This is a genomic window from Rothia sp. HMSC078H08, from assembly GCF_001808955.1.
Taxonomy (GTDB): domain Bacteria; phylum Actinomycetota; class Actinomycetes; order Actinomycetales; family Micrococcaceae; genus Rothia.
This window is the reverse complement of the sequence record NZ_KV795254.1, coordinates 153764-168163: the sequence shown is the minus strand read 5'-3', so window position 1 is coordinate 168163 and position 14400 is coordinate 153764. Positions and strand designations below refer to the sequence as shown.

Here is a 14400-nt window from a genome sequence, read left to right as displayed (position 1 = left end):
CCCCCGCCGTAAGTACTTACGGCGGGGATCCTCTTTGTGTCTTTATGAGTCTTATGAGCTCTAACGCACCTATGAAGGGGTAGGAGCGTTAGGAGGCGACGGTCGCCTCGGAGTATTCGCGTTCGCCAAGCAGCTCAGCAAAGCGGCGCATCTCTACGCGCAGGTCGTGCTCTGCTTCGAGTAGGTCAACGACCTTGCGCAGCTTGGTGCTGGAGGTGTGCTCGGTGTAGGGGAAGTAGTGTACTTCCACGCCGACCTCTGCGAAGCGTGCTTCCAGGGCATTGCCCTTTTCGGTACCCTTCCAGTCGTCGCCCTTGAAGAAGACGTTGAAGGGCTTCTGCTTCCAGGTTTCGAGCTTGTCGGGGTTGGTTTCAACGTGCACTTCGTCCACGTAGTCGATGTGGCTGACGATGGCGGCACGCTCTTCGATGGGGATGACGGGGCGACGACCCTTGGTCACTTCCAGAACGTCATCGTGCACGACGCCGGCAATGAGGTAGTCGCAGTTTTCCTTAGCCTTGCGGAGAATCTCGAGGTGGCCGTAGTGGAAAAGGTCGTAGGCGCCTGCGGCGTAGCCAATAATCATAGGGCTTCCTTGTGGTTGGTAGCGGCGATGGTTATTCCGGTGTGGTTGAGGTACCAGAGCGGTGAGAAACATATCCGCGGTCTGGGGTGAGAGCCTAAGAATAAGTGAAGAATGTGCAATATTGAGAAAATATTTTCTTATTATTGCCCTATTTCTTCTCGCTGTCACCTCAGAGTGTGCGGGTCCGAAAAGAGTTTCTCGAGGGTGCTGGTTGGGCGCCCTTCGTCCTTTTATTTTACCAGTCACCTTTTTGGAGAAAAAAGAGAAAGATATAAAAATGAGGCGGATACAGTGTAGTATCCGCCTCATATTTTCTATACGTCGCTTGAAATCAAAGAAAGCTTATATAGATAAACAATTAACCGCTAGATTTTAGCGAAGAGTTTTAGCCAGTATTTTCTGCACGCTTTGACCGCATATACTTACGTTCTTGTGCAATATTTTAGGTTCAGTAGCCATTCGGTATTTTCGATTGGCGTTCAAATACTAGCTACTCCCCCACCGGTTCAGCCTACCTTCTCAGCAAAGGTTTAGTTCTTCGCAGCTGCTTCCTTAGTGGCTTCCTCAACGGCAACCCAGGAGAGCATTGCGCACTTCACGCGCGCCATGAACTTCGAAACGCCGGAGAAAGCCGCCATATCGCCGTACTCCTCTTCGTCCAGAGTCACCTTACCGCGCGAACGCAGCATCTCGCGGAACGCATCCACGTGGCTCTGCAGCTCGGAGGTGGTCATGCCGGGAGCCATTTCAGAGAGCACGGAGGCGGCAGCCATGGAGATGGAGCAACCGTCGCCTTCCCAGGAGATCGACTCGATAGTCTTCTCGCCGTCCTTCAGCTCGTCAGAGAGCACCACACGCAGGTTGATTTCGTCACCGCAGGTGGGGTTGTACTGGTGGTTATCGGCGCTTGCGTGGCCGGCGGGTACCTCTACGAGGTGCTCGCCGCTACGCTGCTTGGAATGCTCCAGAATGATTTCCTGGTACAGGGATTCAAGAGACACGGTGTTCTTCTTCCGTCAGTTGGTCTGTCTGAAAAATTGAGGCGTTAGCTTCTAACGCGTCTACGTTTAGAACCCGAAGTAGGGGCGCACCTCGGCAAGTGCCTTCAGGAAAGCGTCCACATCTTCGGTGGTGTTGTAGATGTAGGTGGATGCACGGGTCGAGGCGGTCACACCGGCGCAGCGGTGTAGCGGCTGGGCGCAGTGGTGGCCCACGCGCACAGCGATACCCTGGGTGTCGAGTAGCTGGCCCACATCGTGCGGGTGCACACCCTCAATGGCGAGAGCAACCAGGCCGGCACGCTTGGAGGGGTCGGCGGGGCCGAGCAGGCGCACGCCCTCAATCTTCTGAACACCCTCAACCAGGCGAGCGCCCAGTTCGTGCTCCCATGCCTCAACGTTCTCCATGCCCAAGTGCTGCAGGTAACGCACGGCGGCGGCGAAGGCGACTGCCTGCGAGACGCGCTGGGTACCCGCTTCAAACTTGATGGGGGCGGGCATGTATTCGGCATCCTGCAGACCCACGCGGGTAATCATGGAGCCACCGGTCAGGAAGGGTGGCAGGGCCTCAAGCAGTTCGGCACGACCGTAGAGGGCGCCAATGCCGGTGGGAGCCAGCATCTTGTGGCCGGAGAACGCCGCAAAGTCGACGTCCAGGGCGTGGAAGTCTACGGGCATGTGCGGCACGGACTGGCAGGCGTCCAGCACAACGAGAGCGCCGTGCTTACGAGCCATGGCGACCATGCGGGGCACATCGGTAATCGCGCCGGTCACATTCGAGACGTGGGTGAACGCCACGATGCGGGTCTTCTCGTTGATGATGCCCTCGGCAGCAGCGTAGTCGAGCTGACCGTCCTCGGTGGAGGGGATGTGGCGCAGAGTTGCGCCGGTTCGCTGAGCAAGAATCTGCCAGGGAATGAGGTTCGCGTGGTGCTCAATCTCGGTGGTGACAATTTCGTCGCCAGGGCCCAGTGCGAAACGCTCAGCAGCCGGACCGCCGATACCCTGAGAGGCGTTGCCAATGGAGTAGGCGACCAGGTTCAGCGCCTCGGTTGCATTAGAGGTCCACACGAGCTCTTCATCAGTGGCGCCAACGAAGTTCGCAACGGTGATGCGCGCGTCCTCGAACAGGTCGGTTGCCTCAACCGCGAGGGTGTGTGCGCCACGGTGTACAGCAGAGTTAGCGTGCAGGTAGAAGTTACGTTCAGCGTCGAGCACCTGAAGCGGTTTCTGACTGGTCGCCCCCGAATCCAGGTAGACCAGAGGATGCCCGTTAACCTCAGTGTTGAGGATAGGAAAATCCTTACGAAGCTGGCGTACAATGTCGTCGCTCAGCGGGGTGTTGGCGGGGGTGGAGTATTCAGCCACGGGTACCTTCTTCTCTCGCTCATACGCTCCACGGTCGGGTGTTTTCCCGTCGTGGAGCGTATAACGTCATTCTTTTCTAGCTTATTCCCTCACCGGGCTCTTGCATAGTTAGGTAGAGCCTAGTTCACACATCGGCCCGCATCATGCATTACCCCAGTTCAGTGTTGACCCAGTTCAGTGTTTACCCGGCACGGGTCATACGGCTAGGAACCTGCGCCGTGGTAGCGCTGCTGGGTTGCCAGCAGGCCTTCCTTTACGAGCATCATGGTTGCATCCGCTGCGTTTGAGATGAGGAAGGGCAGGTCCTTCGCTTCGGTGCTACTGAAGGGCTTGAGCACGAAGTCTGCGGTGTCCATGCGTCCGGGAGGACGACCGATGCCGGTGCGAACACGGTAGTAGTCCTTGGTGCCCAGCGCCTTGGTGATATCGCGCAGACCGTTGTGGCCGCCCTCTCCCCCACCGATCTTGAGCTTAATGGTGTCGAAGGGGATATCCAGTTCATCGTGCACCGCGATGATACGGTCGGGGTTAATATCGTAGAACTGGGCTAGAGCCGATACCGGGCCGCCCGAGGTGTTCATATAGGTCAGGGGCTTGGCCAGCACTACCTTGGGTCCGCCTATACCCAAACGTCCTTCCAGCACCTGGGCGCGCGCGCGTCCGTGCTTCTTGAAGCCACCGCCTACTTCACGCGCCAGTTCATCAACCACCATCTGGCCGATGTTATGGCGGGTTTTCTCGTACTCCGGGCCCGGGTTCCCCAGACCAACAATGAGCCACGCATCAGACATATCTTCGCCCTTTCCACGGCGCTGTAAAAGGTTTTTAGAAAATTCATGGACTACACCATTCTATGAGTATGGCCCGCTACCACCTCAGAAGAGAGGTAGCGGCGGGCCATCCACAAATCATTGTTGCGCTAGGCGCAGGGCGCGGTCTAGTGCTTTGAGTTATCTGAGTCGTGAGCTTCGCCAGCCTGATCTGATTCCTCGGAAGCTTCAACGATGTCACCCTCGGGTGCGTTTTCGCCTTCTTCACCGGGCTCGGGAACGTCGAGTTCCTCGGGCTCAGAAACGTTAACGATCAGCAGTTCAGCGTCTGCAACCAGGGTTACGCCTGAGGGCAGTTCAACGTCTGATGCCAGAACGTGAGCGCCAGCTTCGCGGCCTTCGATGCTCACGGTCAAAGCTTCGGGTGCCTTCAGTGCGTCAGCTTCAACCAGAAGAACGGTTTCTTCCTGGTTAGCAACGGCGCCAACAGCAGGCTCGCCTTCAACGTGTACAGGAACCTCAATCTCAACGCGCTCGCCGCGCTTAACGGTCAGCAGGTCGATGTGCTGCAGTTCAGGGCGGATTGCGTGACGCTGGATGTCCTTGATCATTGCGAGGTGTGATTCACCTTCGATGTCGAGGTCGAGGATAGCGTTGGGGACGCGGGCAGCCAGGGTGGTTGCGTGGCCGGGGAGTACTACGTGCTTGGGCTCTTCGCCGTGGCCGTAGATGACGGCGGGGATGTCGCCTGCCATGCGGATGCGGCGCGCGTAGCCCTTGCCGAAGTCGCTACGTACGGTAGCTGAAATTTTGATGGTATCTGACATGAGTTGTCCACCCTTTCTTGGTTAGAAGTTATGCGCCAAGTGGAATAGGGACTGGCGCCAGAAATCTCTTTCCAACCAGCCACCGTCAGTTACGGACCTACACGTTTCGTGTATTCCACCGCCTTGGCCAAGACAATATTGTACAGGTTCCCGGCTCTTCTTCAAGGGCCGGGAACCTGTGATATGGCGCTTTTCACGCCTTTTATGCTGTTGTCAGCAGATATAGAGCCAATTCCTTAGAGGATTAGGAGCCCATTTCTGCCAAGTAGGCGGCAAGCGCCTCGCGGTGATCGCGCGGGGTGAAGCCTGCAGCAATCAGCTTGGACAGGTCCATTGCCGAGTTCGTCGGACGGTGAGCGAAGAGCTCAGCGTTGGCGAAGTATTCCTCGGTGGTGGTGTCGCTGACTCGTGCCGGGTCGTGGCCGGTGCCCTCGTACACCGCACGAGCGAACTGTGCCCAGTTGATGACTTCACCGGTGTTCGACACGTTGTAGGTGCCGTATTCAGCGCCGGAGAAGAGCAGGTGCAGAGCAGCAGCTGCCAGGTCCTGGGTGAAGGTCGGGCGGCCCCACTGGTCGGCGACCACGGACGGGTCGATACCGCGCTCAGCCAGGGATGCCATGGTGCCAACGAAGTTCTTGCCGGCGCCAACAACCCAGCTGGTGCGCAGGGTGTAGTGCTTACGCCATGCGGCAGCGGCAACCTCACCGGCAGCCTTGGACGCGCCGTAGACGCTCAGCGGTGCCAGGGGGTAATCCTCCGGGTATTCCTCGCCCAGGGGCAAGGAGCCGTCAAAGACGTAGTCGGTGGATACGTGAACCAGCGGCAGGTTAGCTTCTTCACAGATGGAGGCAAGAGCGCTCACGCCTAGGGCATTAGCTGCCCAGGCGTCGCAGCGACCCTCGGGGGTTTCAGCCTGATCCACTGCGGTGTACGCTGCAGCGTTGATGACCGCGCGGAAGGAACGCCAACGGAATGCGTCGCGCCACTGCTCGGGCTTGCCCAGGTCGAGGCGGTCGCGATCCACAGCCAGGAAGGGTACGTTCTGCTCGGTGAGCTGGCGAACCAGCTCGGTGCCGAGCTGACCGCCCGCGCCAATGATCAGGATCGGGTCGGCTTCCAGGGGCTTGATCTCGTTCAGACGCGGGTGGTTACGGTCCTTCTCGGAGAGCTCTGCCTTCGCCAGGTCGATGGGCCAGTCGATTGCGACGGTCTCATCGGCAAGGTTCAGGAAGCTGTAGCCGGATACTGCGTCCGCCGACCAGTGGTCGTTCACCAGGTAGGTGTAGGCGGTGTTCTCTTCCAGGGTCTGGAAGGAGTTACCCACGCCGCGGGGCACGAAGATTGCGGTGTCCGGGCCCAGCTCCACGGTGACGACCTTGCCGAAGGACTCGCCCGCACGCAGGTCAACCCACGCACCAAAGATACGGCCGGTCGCAACAGAAACGTACTTATCCCACGGCTCGGCGTGGATACCGCGAGTGGTACCTACCGAAGCGTTGAACGAGATGTTGTTCTGGACGGGGTTGAAGTCGGGCAGACCGGCGGCGAGCATCTTCTCGCGCTGCCAGTTTTCCTTGAACCAGCCGCGGTTATCGCCGTGAACCGGCAGGTCAATAATGAGCAGACCCGGAATCTCGGTTTCAGTAACCTTCAATTCCTTAGTCATTACTGGCCAGCCTTTGCGTACTTAGCCTCAACCTCAGCCTTCAGAGGCTCCCACCAGCCGCGGTTCTCGGTGTACCACTTAATGGTGTCGGCAAGACCGGACTCGAAGTCGGTGAACTTCGGCTCCCAGCCGAGCTCTGCACGCAGGCGGCTACCGTCGATTGCGTAGCGCAGGTCGTGACCGGGGCGGTCAACCACGTGCTCGAAGTCGTTCTCGTCCTTGCCCATTAGGCGCAGGATGGTGCGCAGAACGGTGATGTTGTTCTCTTCGCCGTCTGCACCGATGAGGTAAGTTTCGCCAATCTTGCCCTGCTCCAGGATGCGCAGCACAGCAGAAGAGTGGTCGGATGCGTGAATCCAGTCACGAACGTTCAGGCCCTCGCCGTACAGCTTCGGGGTCAAACCCGAGAGGATGTTAGTGATCTGGCGGGGGATGAACTTCTCGATGTGCTGGTAGGGGCCGTAGTTGTTGGAGCAGTTAGAGATGGTTGCTTCAATACCGAAGGAGCGGACCCATGCGCGCACGAGCAGGTCGGAGCCTGCCTTAGTGGAGGAGTAAGGGGAAGAGGGGTTGTAGGGGGTGGTTTCGGTAAACTTTGCCGGATCGTCCAGCTCGAGGTCACCGAAGACCTCGTCGGTGGAGATGTGGTGGTAGCGAGTGCCGTGCTTACGGACTGCTTCCAGGAGGCTGAAAGTACCGATGAGGTTAGTGTGAATGAACGGTTCGGGGTTGGACAGGGAGTTGTCGTTGTGCGATTCCGCTGCGTAGTGAACGACAGCGTCTGCCTTGCCGACCAGCTCGTCAGCCAGCTCGCGGTCGGCAATGTCGCCTACGACGAGCTTGAAGCGGGATTCGGGAAGACCCTCCAAAGACGCAGCATTTGCGGCATAGGTCATCTTATCCAGCACAGTAATAGTGTGATCAGTGTTATCGATGAGGTGGTGAACAAAGTTCGAACCAATAAAACCGGCGCCGCCGGTAACAAGAATGTGAGCCATACGGTAGATTTTACCTGGCTAAACAGCGATTTTTATGCCTCAACAAAGAGATAAACATGACACAATAAGAAGTTATGAAGGGAATTATTCTTGCCGGCGGTACCGGAAGCCGTTTGCCCCCTATCACTCAGGGCATTAGCAAGCAGCTCACTCCGGTCTATGACAAGCCGATGATTTACTACCCGCTGTCCACTCTCATGCTGGCGGGTATCCGCGATATTTTGATTATTACCACTCCTGCCGACCAGGAGCAGTTCCAGCGACTGCTCGGTGACGGTTCCCGTTTCGGTATTAATCTCGAATACAAGGTGCAGCCTTCCCCGGACGGTCTTGCACAGGCATTTATTCTGGGTGCCGACTTTATTGGTAATGACCCCGTAGCCCTCGTGCTCGGTGACAACATCTTCTACGGTCCCGGTCTGGGTACTCAGCTTGCCACCTACGAGCAGAAGGACGGCGCAACCGTCTTCGCTTACCGGGTTGCTGATCCTCGCGCCTACGGCGTGGTGGAGTTCGACGAGAACTTCAACGCACTGTCCATCGAAGAGAAGCCCGAGAACCCCAAGAGCGACTACGCTATTCCGGGTCTGTACTTCTACGACTCCAAGGTTGTAGAGTATGCACGTCAGATTAAGCCTTCTCCGCGCGGTGAGTTGGAAATCACTGACCTCAACCGCGTCTACCTGGAACAGGGTAAACTGAAGGTTGAGGTTCTGCCTCGCGGTACCGCGTGGCTCGATACCGGAACCTTTGATTCACTCGCTGATGCCACTAACTTCATCCGCACTGTTCAGAGCCGTCAGGGCCTGTCAGTTGGTTGCCCGGAGGAAATTGCGTGGCGCCACGGTTGGCTCTCCGATGAGCAGTTGCGCGACATTGCTACCCCGCTTGTTAAGAGCGGTTACGGTAGCTACCTGCTCGGATTGCTCCGCTAATAAACACCAGGGGATTTTCGTATCCCTTCACCGCCTGCAACAACACTCCACGTTGCAGGTACACTAACTCAAACTTTCTGGAGTATTCTCACTACCATGACCATTTTGGAATTTTTCCGCACCACGAGGGCTAACCTCTGGCTGCTGATTATTGGCATCGTTGTCGGTGCCGCAGCGGGCTTCGGCTATGCCTCTCTCCAGCCGAGGGTCTACGCTGCTTCGTCCTCGGGCTACGTGACCGTGGGCGAGTCCGGTACGGTGGATGTTCTCTCCGGCTCTACAGCCGCTAAGGAGCGCGCTCGTTCCTACGCTGCTATCGTCTCCTCTGAGGCCGTGGCACAGAAGATTAAGCAGAACAACCCCGAACTCTCCATGACTACCGGGCAGATTCGTGCAAGCCTCACTGCAACTGCGGGTGATAACGCCGCGCTGATTACCGTGAGCGCGCAGGCTTCTTCCCCGAAGAACGCACAGTTGCTCGCTAACGGTGCGTTGCAGGCTACCGCCGACTACATCAAGGAGATTGAGCAGAACCCCGGTAATGCTCAGGCTCTGGTAAACGGCGAAAACACCGGTGCATCCCCGACTGGCGGCAACACCGTTCGCGTGATTCCGCTGAATAACGCAAGCGTGAACCCGCCGCTGGTAGCTCCGAATTACCAGCAGAACACTCTTATCGGTGCTGGCACCGGTTTGGTTCTGGTCTACGCTGCAATCTTCCTGCGCCGCGCACTGGATCAGCGCATCCGCACTCGTGACGATGCTACCAAGGCAACCGGCGCGAGCATCCTGGGTGTTCTGCCCGTCAGTGACGACCTGAACGAAGAAAACATCGTTAACGGCAACACCGACGACCACATCGCACAGGAATCCATTCGTCAGTTGCGCACCAACCTGCGCTTCGTGAACGTTGACACTCCCCCGCGTTCGTTCATCGTCACCTCCGCAGTGCCCGGTGAAGGTAAGTCTACCGTGTCGCTGTCGCTGGCTCGCGCAATGGCTGATGCGGGTTCGCCCGTCATCCTCATTGACGCCGACCTGCGCCGCCCGACCGTGGCTAAGAAGCTGAAGCTCGACGCTAAGGTCGGTCTGACCCAGGTTCTGGCTGGTCAGGTTGAGATTGCTAACGCTGTGCACCAGCTGGGTGATTCGAACCTCTTCGTCCTGCCTGCAGGCCGTATCCCCCCGAACCCCTCCGAACTTCTGGGTTCGGATAAGATGCGCCAGCTGATTAACGAGCTCTCCGAAGAGTTCATCGTGGTCGTTGACGTTCCGCCGCTGTTGCCCGTGACCGACGCTTCGCTGCTCTCCCACTCCGTGGATGGCGTGATCCTCGTTGGTTCTATCGGCCGAAGCCACCGTGAGCAGATGACCGAGGCTGCCAACATCCTGAAGAAGGTCAACGCTAACCTCCTCGGTATGGTTCTGAACCGTGCACCCCGTAAGGGTCTGGGTAACTCCTACTACGGCTTCGGCTACGCAAGCGCCTACGTTGGTTATGCAACCTACTACGGTTACGGCAAGGACGGCGACAAGAAGTCGTCAAAGAAGTCCTCGGCTAAGAAGTAATAACGTAATAAGCGCCCTAAATTATAGGGAGCGACTTAGGGCGGGATGGGCAGTATTTTCTGTCTGTCCCGCCTTATACTTATCTGGTATACATGTGCACCGAAAGGCTATTGTGACCACTCACTCATCCAATACCCCGGAGCCGCAGACTACTCCGCTCGCGGCACGGATTCGGCTTGCGCACGCCTACTTCCAGCGAATTGCCGACATGCACTCCATCGATATTCTGCATGTCAAAGGCTACGCTTTCTCCCAGGAAATTTACCGCAAGGGCAGGTACAGCTCCGACGCTGACCTGCTCGTCCGTCCCTCTCACGTGGACCGCTTTGTAGAGATCCTTCTGGCAGATGGATGGCGTATCCAAGCCCACTTCGAAACAGGTTCCGTGTTCGAGCACGCGATGACGCTCTACCACGCTTCATGGGGCCTGACCGATATTCATCGTTTCTTCCCCGGTCTGGGACGCCACGGCGACTACGAGAAGGCGTTTGACCGCATCTGGGCAGCGCGCAAGACCCGTATGATTGCACACCGCCCCTGCACTGTCCCCAGTGACCTGGACGCGCGTCTTCTCGTGGTGCTTCACCGCGCCCGCGCTGCCTCACGTTACAGCGCAGATATTAACTACCTGGTCTCCCTGCTCTCGTACAGCGATTGGCAGCGCCTGCGAGCCCGCGCGGAAGAGCTTGACTCCTCCCTCGCATATAGCGCGGCTATGGGCGGTCTGGAGCAGTACCGTGACGACCGAGACTACCTGCTGTGGCTGTCGGTCTCGCAGGATGTGCCCCACTACATTCAGTGGATTGGGCGTTTGCAGTCGGCATCCACCCTGCACGATAAGCTGCGCACCCTCAAAAATATTTTCTTTGTGAACAAGGACCATTTGGCGATGCAGCTGGGACGCACCCCCACTAAGGCAGAGATACGTGCAAAGTTCTTTGAGCGTTTCGGAATCAAGGTGAAAAAATGAGCAATCCGGTAGATTCCCGTCAGACCGTCTACGGTATTCCCGAGAACATCGCGTACGTTCATTCTGAAGAGTTCGCTAAGTACTCCCCCACGGCAACTTATCTCGCGAATCTTGCCAACGGGGAGCTGTCTGTCCTTCAGGACTCAGCCTCCATTATTTGGAGTATTTTTGAAGACCCGATGTCTCTGCAGGAGGCTATCGACGTGCTCTGCGAGATGTATGAACAGCCCGTAGAGACTATGGGGCCGCAGATTGAGGGTTTTATTCCCGAGTTGCTCTCCAAGGGGCTCCTAGAGGCCCGCTAAGGCCTCCAGAAGGCGCAAAGAAGGCGGGGCGGTAGAAAAAAACCTTAGTTTCTACCGCCCCGCCTTCTTCTATGAGCCGTTGAGCTCTTTTAGTCTTCAGGCAGAGCCTGCACGTACATCTTCAGGCGGCTGATGAAACGAGCCTCCGAGAAGCCATCAACGTGCTCACGGATGTAGTCGGCATCCCAGTCATCCGGATTGAAAGCCTTGAGGGCTTCCACCAGCTGTTCCACAGTCGGCTGGTTGATGAACATGCCGGTCTTACCTTCCTGAATGGTATCCAGGAAGCCACCCGCACGGTAGGCAATCACGGCCTTGCCGCTAGCGCCCGCCTCCAGCGGGGTAATACCGAAGTCCTCATAAGAGATAGCCAGCAGCGCCAAGCAGTGACGGTACGCGTAACGAAGCTGCGCATCCGAGACACCCGAAGCAATACGAACAGTCGGGCCAGCAAGGGCCTCCAGGCGTTCCTTCTCCGGGCCGCGACCAATCACCAGCAGCTTCTTACCCAACTCATTACACGCCTCAACAGCCTTATCAACATTCTTGTAGGGCAGCAGACGCGAAACAATCAGGAAGTAATCGTCCGATTCGGTAAACTCTTCCAGACCCGGAATAGGCTCAACCGGTGCGGTGGCGTCTACCGAGTGCGGCGGGAAGAAAATCGGAACGTCCTTCTTACCGTAGACGTTCTCAATACGCTTCTTAATCACGCTCGCATTCGCCACGTACACCGCCGAACAGTGAGCCGCCCAGTGATCCCACAGCATCAGTGCAGGACGCAGAGTCTTCAGCAGCAACGGCACGGGACCGGTGCTCTTCTCACCCAGGTACTGATCGCTCAGGTACAGCCAACGCGCCGGCGAATGGCAGTAAATGAACTTACGACCAGCAAAGTTGAAGCCGTGCGCCCAGCCGGTCGTCGACACCACAGCACGCTCAGCCGGCACCTTCAAGAGAGAAGAAGCAAACGGCAGAATCGGCAGAGCCATACGGTGGTTACGACGCAGGTAGCCAATCTTGTTCAGCGGACTCGTGATAATCTTCGCGTCCTTGAACTCGGGGAAGGTGCCCTCCGGGTCGTACAGAGTCGTGTAAATCGGTGCATCCGGGAACGCACGGTGCATTGCCAGCACAACACGCTCCGCACCGCCGCGCTGAGTCAGGTAGTCGTGGGCAATTGCAATCTCTTCAGTAGCCTCAGGCTTCACCAGCGGCACGTAACGACGCACCAGGCGGCCAAGCTTCTTGAGGCTCTTCGGGATATCCGCAAGCACCGCGTCAGGGTTCTTCGGCCCGGTAAACGGAGCGGAGGTCAAGAGCTGAGTGAGTGACATTTTCTTTTCCTCCTAGAAAACTTTCTGAGCTCGCTCAGGATAGTGAATACCGGCGTAAGATGCAGCCTCAACCTGCAAAGCCACAAGCTTCTCAGCCGCCTTAGCCGGCAGCTTGAGCAGAATCTTATCGCTCGCATCCCCCAGAGCCTTGATGGTCTTCTCGGTGGTGAAACGAGCGAGGGTCTTGACCAAGAAACCCCAGGGACCGGTCGGGTTCGGGGCAGGGTGCGCCGCATCGCCGTGCTTACGCACGAAGATGGTGCGAGCAGAACCCGAGTGTAGGGCACGCAGGGCACGCACCGCAGTGGTGGTAGCCTCAGCATAGTGCTTGACTTCAACCTCATCAGAGATGATGATGCGGCCACCAGCGTCATGGACCATTTTGCCCATGTCTACGTCTTCCCACCCGTAGAGGCGGTACGCAGGGTCGTATCCGCCAGTACGGTCAAAGTACTCCGCAGAGATAGAAGAGTTGCCGTTCCAGTACAGCCAACGGCCTTCTTCAGCTACGCTGAGGGCTCCCTCCTTGAATCGGGCATCGCGGAAGTTACCGTACACACGAGAATAGGGAGTGTCCGGGTACACGTTCTTCAAGGTACCAATCACACCGTCATAATCACGGTGCAGGCGAATCTGCGCCTCGACATAGTCAGCAGCAGGCTCAAGATCGTCATCACAACGGATGAGGATATCCGCATCAGCCGCACGGTGACCAGCGTTCAGCGCTGCCACACGACCGCGGTTCTCCTCGAAAACAATCTTGGTCAGGTTCAGCTTGCCTTCCGCAATGTAGCGGTCAAGCACAGCTTCGCTGTTGTCAATATCGCCGTCGAGGACCACGATAACCTGGAAGTCCTTCTCGGTCTGGGCGGCAAGCGCATCCAGCGGGTAGTGCAGAATATCTGCACCACCGCGAGAGGGAATGATAACCGCAGCCTTGTAGCGGTGGGTAGTCGTCATAATTTTCCTTCGGGGTTTGAGTGAGAGGATATCCGTTGGGAATGATCTATAGGTTTAGAAGCACCTTAGCGGATAAAACGTTCCAGGATCTCACCGACACGGACCTGACCAGCCTCAGGCGAATAGTTCTCCTGCCAACGCCAGAACAGCTCGGAGGTTCGCTCCGCCAGGGCATCCGTATCTTCTCGAAGCTCAGTACCCAGGCTCTTAATGGCCTGTGCAAGAGCTACCGGCTGATCAGCAGGCACAACGTACGGGTACGACGCGCCGCCCAGCACCTCCGACAGAGCACCAGCATCACTGACAACCACAGGGACGCGCGCGCTCATCGCTTCAGCGACCACCAAGCCAAAGGACTCAGGGGCAATCGAAGGTACAACAAGCATGTCAATGTCACCGAAAAGACGGTCTGGGGTAGTCCAGCCCAAACGCGTGCTGAACGTAGCAACACGGGCTAGGGCGTCCTCAACCTCAGCACGTTCTTCATCAGTTGCGAAGACAGGCTCGCCACCAATCACCAGGTCGTATTCAATGCCGTTAGCGTTCAAGGAGCTCATCGCCTGGCACAGGGTTGCAATACCCTTGGACGGGGTCAAACGTCCCAGGTAACCGATACGGAGGCGTCGCTCCCCCACCCGGTGATCCAGCTCAGTGGACACACCACTGACCCAGTTCGCGAACAGCTCGCTACCGGGGCAGGCACGAGCCACATAGCGGCTAGGCACCAGGGTGACAGACGCCTTATGGCGGGCAAAGGGTACGAGCTTCGCGTTCACACCGGTAGGCAGCTGGTGCAGGTGCACGATGCGGTTCTTACGGCCGCCCGTTGCCGCTGCGGGAACCAGACCATTGCACCACAACAGAACGTCCTTATGGCGAGCGTGCCAGCTACGCAGAGCCACCATGTACTGTGCGCGGTTCTTAGCCGGCAAGACAATGCGGGGGAACCCCTCATCCGCAGCAGCTTCTACAAGCTGCTTCGGCTCGGAAGGACCCACAATAGTGACCTTGTAGCCAAGGCTACGGGCTGCGCGAGCAATATTCAGGAGCATGACCTCGCCGCCGCCTATGTCACCGTTATTGGTAGCTATATAAAGCTCTTTCATCG

General features: G+C 57.6%; 14 protein-coding genes. 4 read left to right on the top strand and 10 right to left on the bottom strand.

Translation table 11 applies throughout. The annotated features are described in order from the left end of the window. Positions 1-88: 88 nt before the first annotated feature. The 7 genes from HMPREF2528_RS04305 to rfbB all read right to left on the bottom strand — a co-directional run bounded on the left by HMPREF2528_RS04305 (position 89) and on the right by rfbB (position 7216). A complete protein-coding gene (locus HMPREF2528_RS04305; protein ID WP_012904009.1) occupies positions 89-586 on the bottom strand; it encodes an FAD synthase family protein in 498 nt (165 codons plus the stop codon). Positions 587-1116: 530 nt separating this feature from the next. Then, entirely contained in the window at positions 1117-1587 is a 471-nt protein-coding gene (gene sufU, locus HMPREF2528_RS04300; RefSeq protein WP_005506960.1) for a Fe-S cluster assembly sulfur transfer protein SufU, read from the bottom strand. Positions 1588-1653: 66 nt separating this feature from the next. Continuing rightward, on the bottom strand, positions 1654-2952 hold the full coding sequence (locus tag HMPREF2528_RS04295; protein ID WP_070507825.1) for an aminotransferase class V-fold PLP-dependent enzyme: 1299 nt from the start codon (positions 2950-2952) through the stop codon (positions 1654-1656). Positions 2953-3155: 203 nt separating this feature from the next. Continuing rightward, a complete protein-coding gene (pth, locus tag HMPREF2528_RS04290) occupies positions 3156-3743 on the bottom strand; it encodes an aminoacyl-tRNA hydrolase (RefSeq protein WP_012904011.1) in 588 nt (195 codons plus the stop codon). 146 nt (positions 3744-3889) lie between these two features. Then, entirely contained in the window at positions 3890-4549 is a 660-nt protein-coding gene (locus tag HMPREF2528_RS04285; RefSeq protein ID WP_012904012.1) for a 50S ribosomal protein L25/general stress protein Ctc, read from the bottom strand. Between the two features lie 244 nt (positions 4550-4793). Beyond that, positions 4794-6218 carry a sugar nucleotide-binding protein gene (locus tag HMPREF2528_RS04280; RefSeq protein ID WP_049350006.1) on the bottom strand — a complete coding sequence of 475 codons (1425 nt, stop codon included), beginning with the start codon at positions 6216-6218 and terminating at the stop codon, positions 4794-4796. Then, complete coding sequence (rfbB, locus tag HMPREF2528_RS04275) at positions 6218-7216, bottom strand: dTDP-glucose 4,6-dehydratase (RefSeq protein ID WP_005506949.1); 999 nt, start codon at positions 7214-7216, stop codon at positions 6218-6220. Before rfbB ends, HMPREF2528_RS04280 begins: the two co-directional genes overlap by 1 nt. A 74-nt stretch (positions 7217-7290) precedes the next feature. Here rfbB and rfbA point away from each other — a divergent pair, with 74 nt between their 5' ends. The 4 genes from rfbA (at position 7291) to HMPREF2528_RS04255 (ending at position 10995) form a co-directional block, all read left to right on the top strand. Then, entirely contained in the window at positions 7291-8151 is an 861-nt protein-coding gene (rfbA, locus tag HMPREF2528_RS04270) for a glucose-1-phosphate thymidylyltransferase RfbA (RefSeq protein WP_070542636.1), read from the top strand. A gap of 96 nt (positions 8152-8247) precedes the next feature. Beyond that, positions 8248-9720 carry a tyrosine-protein kinase domain-containing protein gene (locus HMPREF2528_RS04265; protein WP_012904015.1) on the top strand — a complete coding sequence of 491 codons (1473 nt, stop codon included), beginning with the start codon at positions 8248-8250 and terminating at the stop codon, positions 9718-9720. 112 nt (positions 9721-9832) lie between these two features. Then, a complete protein-coding gene (locus tag HMPREF2528_RS04260; RefSeq protein ID WP_049356079.1) occupies positions 9833-10690 on the top strand; it encodes a nucleotidyltransferase family protein in 858 nt (285 codons plus the stop codon). After that, on the top strand, positions 10687-10995 hold the full coding sequence (locus HMPREF2528_RS04255) for a PqqD family protein (RefSeq protein ID WP_070507827.1): 309 nt from the start codon (positions 10687-10689) through the stop codon (positions 10993-10995). Before HMPREF2528_RS04260 ends, HMPREF2528_RS04255 begins: the two co-directional genes overlap by 4 nt. An 89-nt stretch (positions 10996-11084) precedes the next feature. Here the strand turns inward: HMPREF2528_RS04255 and HMPREF2528_RS04250 are convergent, their stop codons facing one another. From HMPREF2528_RS04250 to HMPREF2528_RS04240, 3 genes are all read right to left on the bottom strand, one after another. Next, the gene (locus HMPREF2528_RS04250) at positions 11085-12332 is read right to left on the bottom strand and encodes a glycosyltransferase (protein WP_070507830.1); all 1248 of its coding nucleotides are present in this window, start codon (positions 12330-12332) and stop codon (positions 11085-11087) included. 12 nt (positions 12333-12344) lie between these two features. After that, positions 12345-13292 (bottom strand): glycosyltransferase family 2 protein, encoded by a 948-nt coding sequence (locus HMPREF2528_RS04245; RefSeq protein WP_070507832.1) that lies wholly within the window; start codon positions 13290-13292, stop codon positions 12345-12347. A gap of 65 nt (positions 13293-13357) precedes the next feature. Then, a complete protein-coding gene (locus HMPREF2528_RS04240; RefSeq protein ID WP_049352043.1) occupies positions 13358-14398 on the bottom strand; it encodes a glycosyltransferase family 4 protein in 1041 nt (346 codons plus the stop codon). Positions 14399-14400: the final 2 nt, after the last annotated feature.